At 71.3% G+C, this 20,000-nt stretch carries 20 protein-coding genes and 1 pseudogene; 10 read left to right on the top strand and 11 right to left on the bottom strand.

All coding sequences use genetic code 11. From position 1 onward, the window contains the following. Positions 1 to 63: 63 nt before the first annotated feature. From CLT74_RS29595 to CLT74_RS29605, 3 genes are all read left to right on the top strand, one after another. On the top strand, positions 64 to 1,203 hold the full coding sequence (locus tag CLT74_RS29595) for a glycerate kinase family protein (protein ID WP_099853413.1): 1,140 nt from the start codon (positions 64 to 66) through the stop codon (positions 1,201 to 1,203). Positions 1,204 to 1,357: 154 nt separating this feature from the next. After that, a complete protein-coding gene (gene erpA, locus CLT74_RS29600) occupies positions 1,358 to 1,726 on the top strand; it encodes an iron-sulfur cluster insertion protein ErpA (protein ID WP_099850844.1) in 369 nt (122 codons plus the stop codon). Positions 1,727 to 1,971: 245 nt separating this feature from the next. Next, positions 1,972 to 2,949, top strand: a complete 978-nt coding sequence (locus CLT74_RS29605; protein ID WP_099850846.1) for a carbohydrate kinase family protein — start codon at positions 1,972 to 1,974, stop codon at positions 2,947 to 2,949. 146 nt (positions 2,950 to 3,095) lie between these two features. Here the strand turns inward: CLT74_RS29605 and CLT74_RS29610 are convergent, their stop codons facing one another. Together CLT74_RS29610 and CLT74_RS29615 are read right to left on the bottom strand one after the other, a co-directional pair. Next, a complete protein-coding gene (locus tag CLT74_RS29610; RefSeq protein ID WP_099853416.1) occupies positions 3,096 to 3,314 on the bottom strand; it encodes a sulfurtransferase TusA family protein in 219 nt (72 codons plus the stop codon). Between the two features lie 71 nt (positions 3,315 to 3,385). Beyond that, on the bottom strand, positions 3,386 to 4,537 hold the full coding sequence (locus tag CLT74_RS29615; protein WP_099850848.1) for an aminotransferase class V-fold PLP-dependent enzyme: 1,152 nt from the start codon (positions 4,535 to 4,537) through the stop codon (positions 3,386 to 3,388). Between the two features lie 193 nt (positions 4,538 to 4,730). Between CLT74_RS29615 and ctaC the strand changes: the two genes are divergently transcribed. Both ctaC and CLT74_RS29625 read left to right on the top strand, forming a co-directional pair. Continuing rightward, positions 4,731 to 5,702, top strand: coding sequence for an aa3-type cytochrome oxidase subunit II (gene ctaC, locus CLT74_RS29620; RefSeq protein ID WP_099850849.1), 972 nt, complete (start codon positions 4,731 to 4,733; stop codon positions 5,700 to 5,702). A 10-nt stretch (positions 5,703 to 5,712) separates the two neighbouring features. Beyond that, the gene (locus CLT74_RS29625) at positions 5,713 to 6,141 is read left to right on the top strand and encodes a cytochrome c oxidase subunit 4 (RefSeq protein WP_099850851.1); all 429 of its coding nucleotides are present in this window, start codon (positions 5,713 to 5,715) and stop codon (positions 6,139 to 6,141) included. 78 nt (positions 6,142 to 6,219) lie between these two features. On the opposite strand, the gene CLT74_RS29630 is transcribed toward CLT74_RS29625, so the two are convergent. The 4 genes from CLT74_RS29630 to CLT74_RS29645 form a co-directional block, all read right to left on the bottom strand. Next, the gene (locus tag CLT74_RS29630; protein ID WP_099850852.1) at positions 6,220 to 6,417 is read right to left on the bottom strand and encodes a hypothetical protein; all 198 of its coding nucleotides are present in this window, start codon (positions 6,415 to 6,417) and stop codon (positions 6,220 to 6,222) included. A 96-nt stretch (positions 6,418 to 6,513) separates the two neighbouring features. Next, entirely contained in the window at positions 6,514 to 7,560 is a 1,047-nt protein-coding gene (gene trpD, locus CLT74_RS29635) for an anthranilate phosphoribosyltransferase (RefSeq protein WP_099850854.1), read from the bottom strand. Positions 7,561 to 7,644: 84 nt separating this feature from the next. Further along, positions 7,645 to 8,040: a response regulator gene (locus CLT74_RS29640; RefSeq protein WP_099850856.1), complete on the bottom strand. Its 396-nt coding sequence runs from the start codon at positions 8,038 to 8,040 to the stop codon at positions 7,645 to 7,647. Positions 8,041 to 8,203: 163 nt separating this feature from the next. Beyond that, the gene (locus tag CLT74_RS29645) at positions 8,204 to 9,205 is read right to left on the bottom strand and encodes a cytochrome c oxidase assembly protein (protein WP_099850858.1); all 1,002 of its coding nucleotides are present in this window, start codon (positions 9,203 to 9,205) and stop codon (positions 8,204 to 8,206) included. Positions 9,206 to 9,313: 108 nt separating this feature from the next. On the opposite strand from CLT74_RS29645, the gene ctaE reads away from it, so the two are divergent. The 5 genes from ctaE (at position 9,314) to CLT74_RS29670 (ending at position 14,387) form a co-directional block, all read left to right on the top strand. Further along, positions 9,314 to 9,913: an aa3-type cytochrome oxidase subunit III gene (ctaE, locus tag CLT74_RS29650; protein WP_099850860.1), complete on the top strand. Its 600-nt coding sequence runs from the start codon at positions 9,314 to 9,316 to the stop codon at positions 9,911 to 9,913. Between the two features lie 78 nt (positions 9,914 to 9,991). After that, positions 9,992 to 10,831: a cytochrome bc1 complex diheme cytochrome c subunit gene (gene qcrC, locus CLT74_RS29655; RefSeq protein WP_099850862.1), complete on the top strand. Its 840-nt coding sequence runs from the start codon at positions 9,992 to 9,994 to the stop codon at positions 10,829 to 10,831. Between the two features lie 11 nt (positions 10,832 to 10,842). Then, positions 10,843 to 11,928 carry a cytochrome bc1 complex Rieske iron-sulfur subunit gene (gene qcrA, locus CLT74_RS29660; RefSeq protein ID WP_099853421.1) on the top strand — a complete coding sequence of 362 codons (1,086 nt, stop codon included), beginning with the start codon at positions 10,843 to 10,845 and terminating at the stop codon, positions 11,926 to 11,928. Then, positions 11,925 to 13,544 carry a cytochrome bc1 complex cytochrome b subunit gene (gene qcrB / locus CLT74_RS29665; RefSeq protein WP_099850864.1) on the top strand — a complete coding sequence of 540 codons (1,620 nt, stop codon included), beginning with the start codon at positions 11,925 to 11,927 and terminating at the stop codon, positions 13,542 to 13,544. Before qcrA ends, qcrB begins: the two co-directional genes overlap by 4 nt. Before the next feature lie 165 nt (positions 13,545 to 13,709). Continuing rightward, positions 13,710 to 14,387: a DUF4142 domain-containing protein gene (locus CLT74_RS29670; protein WP_099850866.1), complete on the top strand. Its 678-nt coding sequence runs from the start codon at positions 13,710 to 13,712 to the stop codon at positions 14,385 to 14,387. 102 nt (positions 14,388 to 14,489) lie between these two features. Here CLT74_RS29670 and CLT74_RS29675 read toward each other — a convergent pair whose 3' ends face one another. From CLT74_RS29675 to CLT74_RS29695, 5 genes and pseudogenes are all read right to left on the bottom strand, one after another. Continuing rightward, positions 14,490 to 14,777, bottom strand: coding sequence for an Lrp/AsnC family transcriptional regulator (locus CLT74_RS29675; RefSeq protein WP_099850868.1), 288 nt, complete (start codon positions 14,775 to 14,777; stop codon positions 14,490 to 14,492). 51 nt (positions 14,778 to 14,828) lie between these two features. After that, on the bottom strand, positions 14,829 to 15,716 hold the full coding sequence (locus tag CLT74_RS29680) for a nucleotidyltransferase family protein (protein WP_486582678.1): 888 nt from the start codon (positions 15,714 to 15,716) through the stop codon (positions 14,829 to 14,831). Then, positions 15,713 to 16,255, bottom strand: coding sequence for an NUDIX domain-containing protein (locus CLT74_RS29685; protein WP_099850871.1), 543 nt, complete (start codon positions 16,253 to 16,255; stop codon positions 15,713 to 15,715). The genes CLT74_RS29680 and CLT74_RS29685 overlap by 4 nt, the downstream gene beginning before the upstream one ends. A gap of 73 nt (positions 16,256 to 16,328) precedes the next feature. Further along, a pseudogene (locus tag CLT74_RS29690) lies at positions 16,329 to 18,115 on the bottom strand (RelA/SpoT family protein). 129 nt (positions 18,116 to 18,244) lie between these two features. Then, a complete protein-coding gene (locus tag CLT74_RS29695; protein WP_099850873.1) occupies positions 18,245 to 19,999 on the bottom strand; it encodes a DEDD exonuclease domain-containing protein in 1,755 nt (584 codons plus the stop codon). Between the last annotated feature and the right edge of the window lies 1 nt (position 20,000).

Consider the following 20,000-nt stretch of genomic DNA (forward strand, 5'->3'; position numbering starts at 1 on the left):
CCATGGTCCCACAGCATGACCGTCGTGCCGCCCGTGCCGGTGTGGGCTGCCACACTGCCAGGCATGCGCGTACTGCTCTGCCCGGACAAGTTCGCCGGCACGCTGCCCGCCCCGCAGGTCGCCGCCGCGGTGGCCGACGGCTGGCGGGAGGTGGCGCCCGGCGATGACCTGCTGGTCAGGCCGTTGGCTGATGGGGGACCGGGCTTCCTCGACGTGCTCGCCGAGGCGCTGCCCGGTCAGCGGGTGCCGGTGCCGACGACCGACCCGCTGGGCCGTCCGGCCGCCGGTGAGATGCTGCTCACCGACGGGGGCGCGGTCGCGTGGCTGGAGAGCGCTCAGGCCTGCGGGCTGCACCTGCTCGACCCCGCCGAGCGTGACCCGTTGACCACCACCTCGTACGGCCTGGGTCTGCTGATCGCCGCCGCGGTCGAGGCCGGCGCGCGCACGGTGGTGGTGGGGCTCGGCGGCTCGGCGACAAACGACGGTGGCGCCGGAATGCTCGCCGCGCTGGGCGCGGTGGGACTGGACGGAACCGGCGTGGCCCTGCCGTACGGCGGTGCGGCGCTGGCCGCGGCGGCGACGCTCGGTGGAGCGCCCCGGTTGCGGGACGCCCGGCTGATCGCGGCCACCGACGTCGACAACCCGCTGATCGGGTTGCACGGCGCGAGCAACGTCTTCGGCCCGCAGAAGGGCGCAGACCAGGCCGACGTGCTGCTGCTCGACGCCGCGCTCGGCCGTTGGGCCGAGGTGCTGGAGCGGGACCTGCCCGGCTGTCCCAGCGGGCTGGGCGCGCTCCCGGGCGGAGGTGCCGCCGGGGGTGTCGGTGCCGCGCTGCTCGCCCTCGGTGGTCGGTGCGAGTCGGGCATCGGGCTGGTCAGTCGGGCCGTCGGGCTGGAAACCGTGCTCGACGAGGTCGATCTGGTGGTCACCGGGGAGGGACGGTTCGACCACCAGTCACTGCGCGGCAAGGTGGTGGCCGGAGTGGCCGGCGCCGCGCGCGATCGGGGCGTACCGTGCGTGGTGCTCGCCGGCCAGGTCAGCACCGGGCGGCGGGAGGCGGCGTCGGTCGGGGTGACCGACACGTACAGCCTGGTGGAGCACTTCGGCGGCGAGGAGCGCGGCGGGCTGACCGCGGCGCTGGAGCGTCCGGCGCAGGGGTTGCGGGAGCTCGGCGCCCGGCTGGCCCGGCAGTGGAGCCGCTGACCCGGGGGTTCGCACCGAGTGCCTGGTCACGCCGCCGGGTCATGCGGCCGCCGGCGGCCTACAATCAAGAACTGGACCACTGTGGGAATCGCTGACCGGCGGCTGACGTTGGCCAGGGGAGGACCACACCGACGCGCCGCAGGGAGAATTCCACGTGACCACGCCAGCGCAGACCGAGTCGACCGAGGCCAAGGCCCCCACGTCCGTCGTCCTCACCGACGTCGCGGCGCAGAAGGTCAAGGCCCTGATCGAGCAGGAGGGCCGCGACGACCTGCGGCTCCGGGTCGCCGTTCAGCCGGGCGGCTGCTCCGGCCTGCGGTACCAGCTCTTCTTCGACGAGCGTTCGCTCGACGGTGACATCGTCACCGACTACGACGGTGTCGAGGTCGTCGTCGACCGGATGAGCGCCCCCTACCTGACCGGCGCCACCATTGACTTCGCCGACCGGATCGACGCCCAGGGCTTCACGATCGACAACCCCAACGCGGGCAACTCCTGCGCCTGCGGAGACTCCTTCAGCTGAGTCCAGTCTTCACCCGGACGGCGGCACGGCCCATCGGCCGTGCCGCCGTCCGCGTCTCCGCCTCCCCACCCGACCACCCCTCGGTTGATCATGAAGTTGTTGTCACGCCACGCCGGTGCGGATGACAACAACTTCATGATCAACCGAGGGGTTTGCGGTCGAGGTGGGTCTGTGGTGGGCGGGTCGCCCGGGGAGGGGGGTGCCGGTAGGCTGATCGGGCTCTGCTGCCGATCCCGAGGGTTGCCATGAAGATCGCCGTGACCGGCTCGATCGCCACCGACCACCTGATGAGCTTCCCGGGTCGGTTCGCCGACCAGCTCATCGCCGACCAGCTGCACAAGGTCTCGCTCTCCTTCCTGGTGGACGATCTGGTGCTGCGCCGGGGCGGGGTGGCGGCCAACATCGCGTTCGGGATGGGGCAGCTCGGTCTCCAGCCGGTGCTGCTCGGCGCCGTCGGCGCAGACTTCGCCGACTACCGATCCTGGCTGGAGCGGCACGGGGTGGACTGCGACTCGGTGCACGTCAGCGAGATCGCCCACACCGCCCGCTTCGTCTGCACCACCGACACCGACATGTGTCAGATCGCCTCGTTCTACGCGGGCGCGATGAGCGAGGCCCGCAACATCGAGCTGCACCCGGTCGCCCAGCGCCTCGGTGGGCTGGACCTGGTACTGGTCGGCGCCAACGACCCGGAGGCGATGCTGCGTCACTCCGCCGAGTGCCGCGAGCGCGGTTACCCGTTCGCCGCCGACCCGTCCCAGCAGCTCGCCCGGATGCCCGGCGAGGACGTGTTGGCGCTCATCGACGGTGCCGACTACCTGATGACAAACGACTACGAGAAGTCGCTGCTGCAGAGCAAGGCCGGCCTCTCCGACGACCAGCTGCTGGACCTGGTGAAGATCCGGGTCACCACGCTGGGCAAGCACGGGGTGGAGATCGCGGGGCGGGAGATCGAGACGATCCACGTGCCGATCGCGCGGGAGACCCGGGCGGTCGACCCCACCGGCGTCGGCGACGGCTTCCGCGCCGGTTTCTTCACCGCGTTGTCCTGGGGTCTCGGGCTGGAGCGGGCGGCCCAGGTCGGCTCCCTGCTCGCCACGCTGGTGCTGGAAACCGTCGGCACCCAGGAGTACCAGGTCCGCCGCGACGTCTTCGTCAAGCGCCTAGCCGAGTCCTACGGCGACCAGGCCGCCGACGACCTCCGCCCCCACCTCCTCCCATAACCCCTCCCACCCAACCCCCGCTCCTCCTCCCCGCACCAAACTCCTCCCGCCGATCTTGCACTTTCGGTCGCCCATTCGGGGTAGTTAGTCCCTTTCGCGGCGACAAAAAGTGCAAGATCGCGGGGGTGGGGGCGGGGTGGGTGGGTTTAGTGGGCGCGGCGCACGTCGTAGCCGGGGCCGGGTGCGCTGCCCAGAAAGTCCTGCTGGCGCATGCGGCACCAGGCCGGGATGTCGACAGCGGCGGCCGGGTCGTCGGCGAGTACCCGGACCACCGCGCCCACCGGCAGCTCCGGTAGCCGGCGGGCCAGGGCGATCACCGGCAGCGGGCAGCGCTGGCCGAGGCAGTCGAGCACCTCGTCAGGCAGCTCACCGGGCGGATCGCTGGACGCGTTCCCGGCGGTGCTGTCGGGTGTGTCACCGGTGGCGTCGGGGACGGTCACAGTCCCACCACCCCCGCCTGCTCGCGCAGCTCCGCGACGATCCCGGGCAACTCGGTGAGGAAGCGTTCCACGTCGGCCTCGGTGCTGCCGGCGTGCAGCGAGACCCGTACGTTGCCGTGCGAGAGCACCCCCATCGCCTCCAGCACGTGCGACGGGCGCAACGTGGCCGACGTGCACGACGAGCCCGACGAGACGGCGAAACCCCGCCGGTCCAGCGCGTGCAGCAGCGCCTCGCCGTCGACGTACAGGCAGGAGAAGGTGACCAGATGCGGCAGGCGGTGCTCGGGATCACCGACCACCTCCACGTCCGGCACCTCGGCCGCGACCCGGGCCCGGATCCGGTCCACGAGCGGAGACAGCCGCGCCGCCTGAGCCGACGCGTCGGCCGCCGCCGCGCGCAGGCTCGCCGCCGCCGCGACCACCGCCGGCAGGTTCAGCGTCCCGGGCGTACGCCCCGACTCGCGCTCGTCGGCCGGCCAGGGCGACTCCCAGCGGGTGCCCTTGCGGACCACGAGCAACCCGACGCCGGGCGGACCGCCCCACTTGCGGGCGCTCGCGGTCAACACCGACCAGCCGGGCGGCACCGGTGCCCGGCCCACCACCTGCGCGGCGTCGACGTAGAGCGGCACGCCGACCCGGGCGCAGGCCGCCGCGGCGGCCTCGACCGGCTGGACGGTGCCCACCTCATGGCTGGCCGCGATCAGCGCGGCCGACGCCACCCGGTCATCGGCGACCGACGTCGCCCAGGCGTCCAGTTCGAGCCGGCCGAGGCGGTCGACCGGCACCTCGACGGCCGCGCCGCCCCGGGCGACGTGCTGTTCGGCGGCGTACAGCACGGCCGAGTGTTCGATCGCCGAGTGCACCAGGACTCCGCCGGCCCGGCGGCGTCCGCGCAGGCCACCGAGGACGGCGGTGTGCGCGGCGCTGGTGCCGCTGGGGGTGAAGGACACCTCGTCGGGGCGTACGCCGAGGGTGTCGGCCGTGGCCTCGCGGGCGGCGTCGAGCAACTGGCGGGCCCGCCGGGCCTGCGAGTAGAGCCGGTCGGGGTCGGCCCAGCCGTCGTCGAGCGCGGCCAGCAGCGCCTGCCGGGCGACCGGATGCAGCGGCGCGGCGGTGGCCGCGTCCAGGTAGACGGGGGAGGGAGTCACGTCTGCCCACGCTATCGCCTCGGTCGGCACAAGATCCCCCGTCGGGTGCGGACAATGACCCCACGCGGGTCCAGCCCGTCATGGTCGAGTAATCTGCGACCGTCGGTGACGCCTTTGCCGCCGGTGCGGCGGCTCCGCTCGGCGGAGCCGGCCGAAACGAGGACACCGCGGCGCGCTAGGGAGGCAGGACCAGGTGGTCGCAAGGAGTTCGGAGGTACGGCCGACGGCCGTACGGCGCAGCGCATCCTCGCGAGCCGGCGGGCGGCGGGGGCGTCGTGCCGGGCGTCTCGCCGGGCTCGGATTCAGTGGGGCGGCGCTGCTGGTCCTGCTCACGGGCTGTGACGTCGGAGCGGCGTTCGGCGGCTTCGGTTGGCCGCAGGGCGGCATCACCCCCGAGGCACGGCGGATGTACGACCTGTGGATCGCCTCGTGCGTGGCGGCACTCGCGGTCGGCTTCTTCGTCTGGGGCCTGATCTTCTGGTGTGTCGTGCGCTACCGCAAGCGTGGCAACGAGCTGCCGGTGCAGACCCGCTACAACCTGCCGATGGAGTTCCTCTACACCATCGCGCCGGTGCTTATCGTCTCGGTGCTCTTCTACTACACCGCTGTGGTGCAGACCGACGTGGTGAAGACCACCAACAACCCCGACGTCACAGTCGAGGTCGTGGCCTTCAAGTGGAACTGGCAGTTCAACTACCGCGACGGCCAGGGCGTCGACGCCGAGACCACCGCGTCGGTGCTCGGCACCAGCGAGGTCATTCCGATCCTGGTGCTGCCGACCGACCGGTCCATCCGGTTCGAGGAGACCAGCCGCGACGTCATCCACTCGTTCTGGGTGCCGGAGATGCTGTTCAAGCGGGACGTCATGCCCGGCAGCATCCGTAACGTCTTCGAGGTCTCCTCGCTGGAGACCGAGGGTGCCTACGTGGGTCGCTGCGCCGAGCTGTGCGGCAGCTACCACGCCTTCATGAACTTCGAGCTGCGAGTCGTCTCCCCGGAGAACTTCGACCGCTTCCTCGCGGCCAAGCAGGGCGGCGCCTCGACCCAGGAAGCCCTGACGTCCATTGGCGAGGAGCCGTACGCGATCACCACGACGCCGTTCGAGACCCGGCGTACCGAGAGCAACTTCAACCCGGACACCGCTCCGGCCGGCACGGGAAGCTGAGGCAACCGGCATGAAGACCGAGTGGCGTATCTTCCTGATCATCGCCGGGTTCCTCCTGTTCGCGACCGTCCTCTACGGCGGCTGGACGTGGGCCGAGTCGGACGGTCGGGTCGAGTGGATCGGCACCGTGGCCCTGCTGCTGTCGTTCCTGCTCTGCACGATGTGCGGCGGCTTCTTCTGGTTCGTCTCCCGCCGCATCGACCTGCGCCCGGAGGACCGGCCGGACGCCGAGATCGCCGACGGTGCGGGTGAGATCGGCTTCTTCAGCCCGGGCAGCTACTGGCCGTTCGGGCTGGCACTGGCCGCCGCGATCGCCGGCCTGGGCCTGGTGTTCTGGCAGTTCTGGCTGCTCGGCCTCGGTGCGGTGGCGGTGATCCTGGCCGCCTGCGGCCTGCTGTTCGAGTACTACAGCGGCACCCGGCGTACCGCCGAGCACTGAGTATCGTCATCGAGAAAGGCCCGCCCCATCGGGGCGGGCCTTTCTCGTCGTCGGCTTGTCGAGCAGCGGTCGGCCGGGTCAGGCCGCGCGGTGGTGGACCGCCGTACGACGGCGGGCCGACCGGCGGGGCGCGTTGACGAAGGACATGACGATCGCCGAGCCGCAGCCGGTGCAGGCCCGTTCGGGGCAGTCGGCGCCGTGGCCGTCGACACAGGGCGGTGCCTCGAACCGCTGGGTGCTGCCGCAGGTGTCGCAGTGAAGCTCGCGCTCCGACACGGAACTCTCCCTCCGCTCGGCGGCCGGTCGGTGGACATCACCGGAACTACTCGGTTGTAGTTTCCCACGCCCCTCCGACAGCCGCCTCGCGGCGGGTCAGGCGGTGCCGGCGACCTCGATCCAGCGGTCGAGGGTGCGGGCCGCCGCCCCGGAGTCGATCGACTCGGCGGCCCGGCCCAGGCCGGCGCGGAGCGCGTCGGTCAGGTCGCCGTCCAGGGATCCCTGGGTGGCCAGGGCTGCCGCCGCGTTGACCAGGACCGCGTCGCGCACCGGCCCCGGCTCACCGGCGAGCAGGCGCCGGGCCACGTCGGCGTTGTGGGCCGCGTCGCCGCCGCGCAGGTCGGCCAGGGTGGCCCGGGGTACGCCGAGGTCGACAGCGTCCACCACGGTCTCTCTGACGGTGCCGTTCTGGGCGACCCAGAACCGGGTCGCGGCGGCGGTGGTGAACTCGTCCAGCCCGTCCTCGCCGCGCATCACCAGCACCGAGTCACCCCGGGCCGCGAAGACGGCTGCCATCACCGGTGCCATCGTCGCGTCGAAGCATCCGACGGCACCCGCGCGGGGACGGGCCGGGTTGGTCAACGGGCCGAGGAAGTTGAACGCCGTCGGCACCCCCAGCTCCCGGCGGACCGGACCGGCGTGGCGCATGCCGGGGTGGAACCGGGCCGCGAAACAGAAGCCGATGCCGGCCTCGGCCACGCACCGGGCCACCTCATCGGGCCCGAGGTCCAGCGGAATGCCGAGGAACTCCAGCAGGTCGGCGGTGCCGCAGGAGGACGAGGCGGCCCGGTTTCCGTGCTTGACCACGCGTACGCCGGCCCCCGCCACCACAAGCGCCGTCATCGTGGAGATGTTCACCGTGTGGGCGAGGTCGCCACCGGTGCCGACCACGTCGAGCGCCTCGGCGCGTACCTCCTCGGGCAGCTCGACCGGGACGGCCCGGCCGAGCATCGCCTCGACCAGCCCGGTCACCTCGGCCGGGGTCTCGCCCTTGGCCCTCAGCGCCACGGCGAAGCCGGCGATCTGTGCGGGGCCGGCCGTCCCGGACATGATCTCGCCCATCGCCCAGGCGGTGTCGGCGGCGGATAGTTCCTCGCCGCGCAGCAGCGCGGTGAGCAGGTGCGGCCAGGTCCGATCGCCCATGGCGGGCCTCCCGAGCAGACGGTTACGGGTGGGACGGGACCGGCGCCGGCTAGCCCGGCGCCGTGGCGGTGCCGGAGTGGGACGTCAGGCGGGCGCGCCCGCGCGCAGCAGCTCGGTCACGGTGGCGGCGGTGGTGACCGGGTCGAGGGGGTGTACCAGGGTGGCGTCGACCTCGGCGAAGGACGCCAGCCAACGGTCGGCGGCGCGGGCGATCACCACACAGGTCGGGGGAGCGTCGTCGCGGTCGTCCTTGATCTGCCGGGCGATGCCGATGCCGCCGCCCGGGCTGGCCTCACCGTCGAGCAGCATCAGGTCGATCTCGTAGTCGTCGACCAGGCGGATGCACTCGGCGTAGGTGGACGCCTCGACGAACTCGACGCGCAGGTCGGCCGCGGGTCGGGTGCCGACGGCGAGCCGCATCCGGTCCCGTACCTGCGGGTCGTCGCTGTACAGCAGGACGGTGCACAGACGGTCGCTCATGCCGACACTCCGCTTCGCTTCGGGCCGTCCTGACACGCCATCGCACCGAGCTTGATCCGCTCGCTCATGGCTTTCAACGGCTCCCACTTCGTAGCTGCGTGGCTGATCGTACCGGTCGGTGTGGTGCGCGTGACACGCCGCCCCGGCCGGTCGCCGGCGTGGCTCAGGCGGTGGATTCGGCCGCCCGCTGGCGGGCCTCCTGGCGGTCCAGCTCGCGGTCGATCCGGCGGGCCTCCCGCTCGGCCTGGCGCATCCACTGCACCACCAGGACTGCGAGCATCGTCACGCTGACGAACTCGCCGCCGGCCCAGAGGATCCCGCCGGCGAGCACCTGGTCCTCCCACGGATCGGCCCAGCTCAGCCCGAGCGAGGGGTACCAGTCGCCGCCGAAGAGGGTGGTGCTCTGCATGATGGTCAGCCCGAGCACGGTGTGGAACGGCACCGACAGCAGCATCAGCAGCGCCCGCCCGGGGTACGGCCAGCGTCCGGGGAGCGGATCCAGGCCGAGCAGCGGCCAGAAGAACACGCAGCCGGTCATGATGAAGTGCGCGTGCACCACCTCGTGTGCCCAGGCGTGTTCCAGCGTGTAGCGGTACAGGTCGGTGAAGTAGAGCGCGAACGGGTTCACCACGAAGATGGCGAAGGCCACCAGCGGGAAGGTGTAGACCCGGGCGATCCGGCTGTGCACCACGGCGAGCAGCCGCTTGCGCGGACCGGTCGGCAGCGTACGCAGGGCCAGGGTCACCGGCGCGCCGAGCGCCAGGAAGATCGGCGAGACCATGGACAGCACCATGTGCTGGACCATGTGCACCGACAGCAGCGTGGTGTCGTACGCGTGCAGCCCGCTGACCGTGACCGAGGCGATGCCGCCGAGCCCGGGGCCGAGGAAGAAGATCGTCCGGGCGACCGGCCAGCGGTCGCCGCGCAGCCGCAGCCGGTACACCCCGTAGAGGTAGAGGCCGGCGGCGAGGACCAGGCCGACGGCGAGCCAGCTGTCCAGTCGGGCCTCGGTGACCACGGCGGTGACGGAGAACGGCGGCGGCGCCGCCTCGGCCGCCAGCGCACCGGCGCTGGCCGTCACCTCGGTCGCGGCCGGGCCGGTCGCGACCGCGGTGAGCAGCGGCGCGGCCGGTGTGGCGACGGAGATCGGATCGACGTGCAGCACGCCAATCAGCCTAGGTCAGGCGAACCGGACGGTACCGATCGGGCCATCCCGGGCCCGGGTTTCACCCCCCGCTGATCGCCGGCCGTGGTGAACGGCAATAATGACCGCGTGACTGCGGCCCCAGCCATTGACAAGAGCCGGATCCACTCTCTGACGCGGCCCAACATGGTCAGCGTCGGGACGATCGTCTGGCTCTCCAGCGAGCTCATGTTCTTCGCGGCGCTGTTCGCCATGTACTTCTCCATCCGCGCGGCGGCTCCGGAGCAGTGGGCGGAGCACACCGAGGTGCTCAACATCCCGTACGCGACCACCTTCACGGTGATCCTGGTGTTGTCCTCGGTGACCTGCCAGCTCGGCGTGTTCGCCGCCGAGAAGGGTGACGTCCACGCGCTGCGGCGTTGGTTCACGATCACCTTCGTGATGGGCCTGATCTTCGTGCTCGGCCAGCTCAACGAGTACCGCGAGCTGGTGCACCACGGCGTCAAGATCAACGGCGACGGCTACGGGTCGGTGTTCTACCTCACCACCGGTTTCCACGGCCTGCACGTCACCGGCGGTCTGATCGCCTTCGTGATCTTCATGATCCGCACCACCATGGGCCGGTTCACCCCGGCTCAGGCCACCGCGGCGATCGTCGTGTCGTACTACTGGCACTTCGTCGACGTCGTGTGGATCGCGCTCTACGGCATGATCTACTGGCTCCAGTGATCTTGGCGCGGCGCCCGACGCCTTGCCGCTGCTCCACCCCCGCAAGACGAAGGTCCAACCCGGTTAAGGACACAGGTCATGACTTCTGACAACGACCGCCGACGCGGTCTGCTCGCGCGGCTGCGCGGGCGGCCCGGGGCGCCCAGCAGGGGCCGCCGCCGGCTGGGTGCCGCGGTCCGGCTGGTCGCCGCGCTGATGCTGGCCGGCGGTGCCTACACCGTCCTCGCCCCCGGTGCCGCCGCCCAGGAGAATCCGCCGCTGAGCAGCGCCGCCGCCGACGGCAAGGCGCTGTTCGACGTGAGCTGCGTGACCTGCCACGGTCGCAACGCGCAGGGGGTCGAGGGGCGCGGTCCGAGCCTCATCGGCGTCGGCGCCGCCTCCGTGGAGTTCCAGGTGAGCACCGGCCGGATGCCGATGGCCCGGCAGGAGGCCCAGGCGGCGCGCAAGCCCGAGGTGTTCACCCGCGACGAGATCGACCAGTTGGCCGCGTACGTCCAGGAACTCGGCGGTGGACCTGTCGTTCCCGCCGGTGACAACCTGCACGCCGACGGCAACGTCGCGATCGGCGGGGAGCTCTACCGGATCAACTGCTCGCAGTGCCACGCGTTCAGCGGTGGCGGCGGCGCCCTCTCCTCCGGTAAGTACGCGCCGAGCCTCGCGCCGGCCACCGACCGGCAGATCTACTCGGCGATGCTCAGCGGCCCGCAGAACATGCCGGTCTTCGGCGACAACCAGATCACGCCGGAGCAGAAGGCGGACATCATCGCCTACATCCAGACGACGCTGAAGGACGACGGCGACCCGGGCGGCCTGTTCAACCTGGGCCGGTACGGACCCTCCACCGAGGGTGTGGCGATCTTCCTCGTCGGTATCGTCGCGCTCGTCTTCGCCAGCCTGTGGATCGCGGGTAAGTCGTGAGCGGGGGGACCATGAGCAGCCAGACCGGGCAGCCGGCCCTGCCGGGCCGGGACCCGCTCGACGTGAACGACCCCCGGCTCAGCCGGTTCGACATCGTCCGGGAAGGCGCCCGGCGGGATGACATCGAGATCGTCCACTACGAGCCGCAGGTCCTCGCGGGCACCAAGGCCGAGCGTCGGATGGTCCGCACGGTGGCGGCCTTCTTCCTGCTGACCGGGCTGGCGGCGACCGCTTTCCTGGCGATCTACATCTGGTGGCCCTGGGAGTACGAGCCGGGTCGCGGCGGTGACAAGCTCTACACCCCGCTGCTCGGCGTGACCCTCGGCATCGCCCTGCTCGCCGTCGGCTTCGGCATCCTCACCTGGGGCAAGAAGCTGCTGCCCAAGGAGGTGTCGATCCAGGATCGGCACGAGGGCGCGGTGCCCTCCGAGGACCAGCGGATCACCGGCGAGACCATGGCGTACATGGCCGACGAGCTGGGGGTCAAGCGTCGGCCGCTGCTCGGTGTGTCGCTACTGGCCGGTCTGCTGCCGGTCGGCGCGGTCGCCGCGGCGCCGCTGGTCGGCGGGCTGATCTCCAACCCGCACAAGGACGACCAGATGATGACCACCGGGTTCGCCCCCCGGGACGGTCAGAAGATCCGCCTGGTCCGCGAGGACGGTCGGCCCATCCGGCCGGCCGACATCAGCGCCGGTGGTCAGATCACCGTCTTCCCGGGCGTGGAGCACGGGGTGAGCAACAGGTACGCCGACTCGCCCACCCTGCTGATCCACCTGCGGGACGCCGACGCCGAGGCGTCGCGCCGCAACAACGAGCGCGAGGGCCACGGCGGCTACATGTGGGGCAACTACGCGGCGTACTCGAAGATCTGCACGCACGCCGGCTGTCCGGCGAGCCTGTACGAACAGCAGACCAACCGGCTGCTCTGCCCGTGCCACCAGTCGCAGTTCCTGATCACCGACAACGCCAAGCCCATCTTCGGTCCGGCCAGCCGGCGGCTGCCGCAGCTGCCGATCGAGGTGGACGCCGAGGGTTACTTCGTGGCTACGTCCGACTACACTGAACCCGTCGGGCCCGACTTCTGGGAGCGGCCGTGAAGCGGCGAAAGTTTGACGTGGCAGCGGTGCCGGGCAACACCGCCCGGGCGGTCGACGACCGTTTCCAGGTGTCGACTCCACTGCGCCGACTGCTCAACAAGGTCTTCCCGGACCACTGGTCCTTCCTGCTCGGCGAGATCGCGCTCTTCTCGTTCATCGTCCTGCTGCTGACCGGCGTCTTCCTGACCTTCTTCTTCGAGCCGACGATGACCGAGGTCATCTACAACGGCAGTTACGCCCCGTTGCGGGGCACGCCGATGTCGGCCGCGTACGCCTCGACGTTGGACATCTCCTTCGACGTGCGCGGCGGCCTGATCATGCGGCAGATGCACCACTGGGCGGCGCTGCTGTTCATGGCCGCGATCGTGGTGCACATGCTGCGGGTCTTCTTCACCGGCGCGTTCCGTAAGCCGCGGGAGACCAACTGGATCATCGGCTCGCTGCTGTTCTGGGTGGGCTTCCTGGCCGGCTTCACCGGCTACTCGCTGCCGGACGACGGCCTCTCCGGCACCGGCCTGCGGATCGCCTCCGCGATCATGCTGTCCATCCCGGTGATCGGTTCCTGGGTGACCGCTGCGGTCTTCAACGGTGAGTTCCCCGGCACGATCATCATCAGCCGGTTCTTCATCGCCCACGTGCTGCTCATCCCCGGGCTGCTCGTCGCGCTGATCACCGTGCACCTGGGCTTGGTGTTCAAGCAGAAGCACACCCAGTGGCCGGGCCCGGGCCGGACGAACGGCAACGTGGTCGGCGAGCGGATGTTCCCCCGCTACGCGATCAAGCAGGGCGGCTTCTTCATGGTCGTCTTCGGCGTGATCGCGCTGATGGGCGGTCTGTTCCAGATCAACCCGGTGTGGTTGTTCGGCCCGTACGAGGCGTGGGTGGTCTCGGCCGCCAGCCAGCCCGACTGGTACGTCATGTTCCTCGACGGCTCGACGCGACTGATGCCGGACTGGGAGATCACCATACCCATCGGCGAGGGATACGTGATCCCGCCGTTGTTCTGGCCGACAGTGGTGCTACCCGGCATCCTGGTCGCGATCTCCCTGCTCTATCCCTTCATGGAGGCCCGCCACCTGAAGGACTACCGCAGCCACAACCTGCTCCAGCGTCCCCGCGACGTGCCCTTCCGTACCGGTCTGGGGGCGATGGCCGTCACGTTCTACGTGATCCTGACCCTCTCGGGCGCGAACGACGTCATCGCCGACAAGTTCCACATCAGCCTGAACGCGATGACCTGGGCCGGCCGGATCGGTCTGCTGCTCCTCCCGCCGCTGGCGTACTACGTCACCTACCGGATCTGCCTCGGCCTGCAGCAGCACGACCGGGAGGTCCTCGCCCACGGTGTGGAGACCGGCATCATCCGGCGACTGCCGGACGGCCGGTTCGTTGAGGTGCACCAGCCGCTCAGCGCGGGCGACGGGCACGGCGAGCTGGACTACGTCGGTTGGGTGGTACCGAAGAAGATGAACCGGCTCGGCGCCCTGGGCCCGGCCATCCGCGGCTTCTTCTACCCGATCGAGCGGCCGGCCGAGGCTCCGGTCTCGCCGGGGCACCCGCCGGTCGAGCCGCGCCCGGAGCGGGAAGAGATCACCAGCGGGGACACCCGCCCCTGAGATCCGCCCCAACGTGATGTGGCGCCCGCCGGACTCCTCCGGCGGGCGCCACGCTCGTTTCGCCTCTTCCGGACGTCGTCGGCGCTTCCCGCCGTCGCCGGATCGCAGGAATAACCCCGGCCAGCCGGGTATCCGTGCGGTCCAACGTCTCAACGGGGAGGAAGCATGTTGGGTATCAAACGCCTCGGCCTGCTGGCCGCGCTGGTGCTGGTGGGTGTCGCACCCGCCGCCGCAGCGCAGGCGGCGGCGCAGCCGTCGGAACAGGACACCCAGTACCTGCAGGCGGTCCACCAGGTCAACCTGTACGAGATCGCCGCCGGTGAGCTGGCCCAGGAAAAGGGTCAGAACCAGCAGGTCAAGGAGCTGGGGCAGCAGTTCGTCACGGATCACACCGAACTGGACCAGTCGGTGCAGGATCTGGCCGGACAGCTCAACGTCGAGCTGCCGAGCGAGCCCACCACTGATCAGCAGACGGCTCTCGACCAGCTGAACAACGCCAGTGGTGAGGAGTTCGACAGGCTCTGGGTGACCCAGGGTCTGGCCGGCCACGTCCAGGCCATCCAGGCGACCCAGACGGAGATCTCGCAGGGCACCGAGCCGCAGGTGGTCCAGCTGGCGCAGACCGCGCTGCCGGTCCTGCAGGCGCACTACGACGCCCTGGTGATGCTGGCCGAGGAACTCGGCATCCCGGTTCCGGAGACCAGCCCGAGCGGTACGCCCAGCCCGGGTGGCACCGTTCCGGCTCCGGGGGCGACCACGCCGACTCCGGGTGAGACCTTCACCGAGGAGGCCCCGGTTCCGGGTGGCACCGTCACCGAGACCCCGGTGCCGCAGCAGAGCTGACCGGCGGTACGCGGCGAGCCGGCCCACCCGTGCGGTGGGCCGGCTCGTGCCGCCTTGCCGGCGGGTGAGTTGGAGCGGTGCCCTCCGGGACACCGCACCTGGTCAGTCGGTGCTGCCCAGCCCGATGGCGAAGGCCTCCTCCAGGTCGTGCCGGGAGTACGCGCGGAAGGCGATGTGCGACTCGGTGTTGAGCACCCCCGGCACCTTCGAGATGCTGCCGGCGATGATCTGTGCGATCTCGTCGAACTCGCGGACCCGGACCATGGCGATCAGGTCCACGTGCCCGGCCACCGAGTAGACCTCGCTCACCCCCGGCAGGTTCGCCAGTGTCTCGGCCACCTCGGGAATCGAGTCGGTGGCGCAGTCGATAAGCACGATCGCGGTGATCACGGGGCTCTCCGTTCGTCGGCGTCGTCGCTCATGCTAAGGCCAGGCCCCGGCTCAGGCCGCCGGGACGGTCAGGCCGACGCCGACCCGGATCACGTCCCGCAGGTGCTCCTCGTCGCCGACGTTGGCGTTCGGCCAGACCACGCTGCGGCTGACCGTTCCCCGGACGGTGGCCTCCGCGCCGACGACCGAACGGTGACAGTGGCCGGTGACGGTGGCGGTCGGGTCGATCAGAGAGTCGCCACCAGCGGCGTGCAGGTTCGCGGCGAGGTAATCGGCCGGGGTGCCGGTGTCGATGAAGGTTCCCCGGTAGCCCACCACGTCCAGTCGACCGGCGGCCTCGGCCGGACGCCAGACCGCGCGTACCAGGTCGCCGAAGGTGGCGGGCAGGTCACGGACCAGCCGCCACGGCAGCAGCGAGAAACCGGTGAAGACGTGACCGTCGAAGGTGCCGGGTGCCGCCGGGTCGCCGGCCGGCTGACCGAGCAGGCGTACCGAGTCGCCGTCCCAGCCGTCCAGCAGCGCGACGATGTCCGGACCGGGCGGTGCCGCCGGATCGGACAGGTAGGCGTCGGCGTTGCCGACAAGCACGCCCCGGCCGTCGATCCAGTCCCGCAGCCGTCCCACACCGCCCGCGGTGCCGAGCGGGCTGCCCGGTTCCACCGAGAGATGGGCTCGGTCACCGACCCGCTCCACCACCTGGTCGCCCAGATAGCAGGCGTTGACCGCGACCGTCGCCGGGCCGGCCAGGCCGAGACCGGCGAGCCGGGCCAGGGCCCGGTCCAGCAGCGGCACGTTGCCCACCGGGCAGAGAGCCTTGGGTACCCGTTCGGTGAGCGGACGCAGCCGGGTGCCCTCACCGGCGGCGAGCACCACGGCGCAGATCCCGGCGGAGGGTGCGACCGGCCGACTGCCGGCCGGGGCACCCTCGGACCGGGTCACGGCGTCGTGTCGGGCAGCGGCGGCGGGAACTGCCCGGCCAGCGGACCGATGTCGTAGTAGGCAAGCAGGCGGGCGGTGGGCCAGGTCAGCTTCGGCAGGTCGTCCAGCGGATGCCAGGCGGCCTCGAAGACCTCCGCGCCGTCGACTGTCAGCTCGGTGCTCGACGCCGGCACCTCGGCGGTGAACACCACGTCCACCCAGCCCTTGGCGTGCACGACAGCGTTCGGCACCGCCGGGGTGAGCCGGGTGGGGGAGAGCCGGACGCCGCTCTCCTCGAACAGTTCCCGGGCGGCACCGACCGCCGGGTTCTCGCCGCGTTGCAGCAACCCGGCCGGCAGGGTCCACCCCCGGCCGGGCGGCTGCCGCAGCAGCAGCAGACGTCCCGCCCCTTCGGCTTCGCTGTCGCGCAGCAGGGTGACTGCGCCGACGATGTACTTGGGCACGGCCATTCGGACCAGCCGACGTCGTACCGGCAGCGGCAGCCGGTAGAAGACCTGGTACGCGACGGCGCGCCCGGTGCGGCGCGTACGGGGGATCATGGCTCCAGGCTAGTGGCCGTGAGGCGCGCTCGCGCCACGAGGCGCACGCCGAGTACGGCGCGGGCCGCCACCGTCACTGACGGTGGTCGACCAGGTCGATGAGTTGGCGTACCACGGCGTCCGGTTCGATGACCCGGTCGAAGACCGCGACCAGCAGGGTTTCCAGGTCCGGGTAGCCGAGTTCCTCGGACAGGCGCAGCAGCGGCAGGTCGCTGGCCAGCCCTCGGTTGTGCTGACGCAGAGCCAGCCCGATGGTGGCCCGGCCGAGGCGTACCTTGTCGCTTATCGAGATGCCCGGCTCGCTGTGCTCGGCGAACCACCTGTTGATCTGCATCTGCGCGTGCGGTGACTTGACGAAGCCGAGCCATTCCCGGCGCGGCCCACGGGGGGCCACCTCGGCGTCGAGGCTGCTCTCCTCGTCGGTCTCGGTGAAGATCTCCACCACGTCGCCCTCTTCGAGCTCGGAGGAGAGCGGGACCAGCCGACCGTTCACCCGTGCCGCCAGGCACCTGTCACCCCGGTCGGAACCCAGCTCGTACGCCAGGTCGACAGGTGTGGCACCGGCCGGCAGCACGATCTGCCGGCCGTCGGCGACCACCTGGATCTGTGCCTCGGACAGGTCGCAACGCAGCGAGTGGAGGAACTGTGCCGGGTCGGCCGCGTCCTGCTCCCAGTCCAGCACCCGGCGCAGCCAGTCGAGCTGGCCCGAGCGGGCCGTGCCGCCGCCCGAGCGGGGAAAGCGGAAGTCGGCGGCCACTCCGAACTCGGCCGCCCGGTGCATCTCCACGGTGCGGATCAGCACCTCGACCGTGCGGTTCCTCGGCCCGCAGACGCTCGTGTGCAGGGACCGGTAGAGGTTGTTCTTCGGCGAGGCGATGAAGTCCTTGAACCGGCCCGGCACCGGCCGCCAGAGACCGTGCACCGCGCCGAGGGCCGCGTAGCAGTCGGTCGCCGGGCCGTCCACGACGATCGTGATGCGGGGCAGGTCGAACGGGGCGGTGTGGCCGCCGGCCACGGTGTCCTTCCAGATCGAGTACAGGTGCCGGGGCGGGGGGCGACCTCCGCGTCGACCCGGCTGCGTCGCAGCGCCCCCTTGGCCTGTGCGACCACGTCGGCGAGGTAGCTGTCCCAGCCGGGCCGGTCGTGCACGTGCCGCGCGATGCGGGCGTGCTCGTCCGGTTCGAGGTGCAGCAGCACCACGTCGTCCAGTTCCCGTTTCAGGGTCTGGATGCCCAGCCGGTCGCAGAGCGGTACGAGCACCTCCTGGGTCTTGCGGGCGATGCGTTCGCGGGAGGCGGCCGAGCGCACGCCCAGGGTGCGCATGTTGTGCAACCGGTCGGCGAGCTTGATGATGAGCACCCGGACGTCCTTGCCGGCCGCGATGATCATCTTGCGGATGGTCTCCGCCTCGGCGGCCTGCCCGTAGAACGCCTTGTCGAACTTGGTCACCCCGTCGACCAGGTGGGCCACCTCGTGGTCGAAGTCCTCCGCGAGGGCCTGCAACGTGTAGCGGGTGTCCTCCACCGTGTCGTGCAGCAGCGCGGCGACCAGGGTGGTGGTGTCCATGCCGAGTTCCGCGCAGATCTGGGCGACCGCGAGCGGGTGGGTGATGAACGGCTCCCCGCTCTTGCGGAACTGGCCGCGATGCATGTTGTCGGCGATGGTGTAGGCGCGGCGCAGCACCGCCGGATCGGCGCCGGTGTGGATGGTGCGGTGGGTGCGGACCAGTTGGCCTACCGGTTCGGTCTCGGCGGGCGGCCAGGTGAGCAGCGATCGGAGGCGTCTGGTCAGGGGCAACTCGCCGGGCTGTGTCGGGAGCGCACCGCCCAGGGCGCCGCCGTGTCCGGCGTTGACGTCCACCTGGGACACCCCCTCACGCCTGCTGCACCACCACCGGAATCCGGCAAGCGGGAGCAGACCCTCGAAACGGGCAGGACTGCACTTCCTTAACAGAGTAAGTGAGTCGACGTAGTCCGATCGGACAGTTGCTCATGAGCGTTCGGACCAGAGTTGCCGGGACGCTGCGCTCTCGGCCTTGGTCAACAGGTCGCGGAACCGTGCCGCGCCGGCCACCGGGGAGGCCCAACCAGCGGACATCTCGACCAGCCGGGTCTCCGGTCGCTCCAACCAGGACAGGATCCGCTCGGACTCCTCGGGGCTCGCCGCCGGTACCGGACCGTGACCGGGTGACACCGTCTCGGCGGTCGCCCGGATGACGGCCAACGTCGGTCGAGGATGGACCCCGGGCGGGGACACGCCGGCACCGGCGAGCCGGCCGTGGCGTACCAGCGCCAGCTCCCAGCCGCCGCCGGCCGCCGGGTGTGCGGCGGCCACCTCCGCGAGCGCACTCAGCGCGGCGAGCCGCTGCATGCGTACGGCGGCGCGCAGCACCGCCGCGAGGCGGGAGCGCAGCGCCGCCGCCTCCTCGTAGCGCTGGCTGGCCGAGAGCGCCTCGATCCGGGCGAGCAGGGCGTCGACCACCGGCTGCGGGTCGCCGGTGGTGGCGGTGGCGAACGGGGTGACCGCGCGGGCGTCGTACTCCTCGGGGGAGATCCGGTGCTCGCAGGGCGCCGGGCAGCGGCCCAGCTCGGCCAACGCGCAGGCCGGCGTGACGGTGCGCAGCGACAACCTGTGGGTGCACTGGCGCAGCGGCACCGCGTCGTGGAAGCCGGCGGCGGCCAGCTCGGCGGTGCGCCGCGAGGTGAACGGGCCGAGGTAGGCGCGGTCGCCCGGGGAGATCTCCCGGACCACCGACAACCGGGGGTACGGCCCGTCGGTCAGCTTCAGCCAGACCACCCGCTCCGGGTATTTCGACCGCCTGTTGTACGGCGGCGCGTGCGCCGCGATCAGCCGCAGCTCACGGACCTCGGCCTCCAGCGAGTGCGCGCACTCCACCGCCTCCACCCGCTCGGCGGCGGCCAGCATCTCCGAGATCCGGGCGCGCTTCTCCGCGGCGGTGAAATAGCTGCGTACCCGGGTGGCGATGTCCCGGGAGGTGCCGACGTAGAGCGGTCTGTCGTCGGCGGCCCGGAAGATGTAGACCCCGGGGGAGCGGGGCAGGCCGTCGGCCAGGTGCCGCTTGCGACGTTGGGTCGGGGTGACCGCGCGGGCGAACTCGATGGCGTCGCCGACGGTGTCGACCCGGTGCCCGCCGAGCCGCCCGATGAGCCCGTGCAGCACGTCGACTGTCGCCCGGGCGTCGTCCAGCGCCCGGTGGGTCGGCTGCGTGGCGGCCCGGAAGTACGCGGCGAGGGTGCCGAGCTTGCGGTTTGGCACCTCGTCGCGCAGCAGCACCCGCCGGGCCAACGCCGCGGTGTCCAGCACCCGTGGGTTCGGCCAGCGGTAGCCGTGCTTCGCGCAGGCCGCCTTCAGGAACCCGACGTCGTAGGGCGCGTTGTGGGCGACGAGCACGGCGTCCGAGATGAACTCCAGGAAACTCGGCAGCACCTGCTCGATCGGCGGTGCCGGCAGCAGCATCGCCTGGGTGATGCCGGTCAGCACGGTGATGAAGGGTGGGATCGGTACCCCGGGGTTGACCAGGGTGGCCAGTACGCCCAGTTCCTCGCCGCCGCGCACCTTGACCGCGCCGATCTCGGTGATGCCGCCGCCGTCGGGGGCTCCGCCGGTCGTCTCCAGGTCGACAACCACGAACGTCGTCGCGTACAGCGGCAGCGCCGGGTCGACGCCGTCGACGGTCGGGTCGAGCCCGGCCAACGCCGGTTGCAGGAACTCCTGTGCTGCCATC

The organism is Verrucosispora sp. CNZ293 (assembly GCF_002754655.1).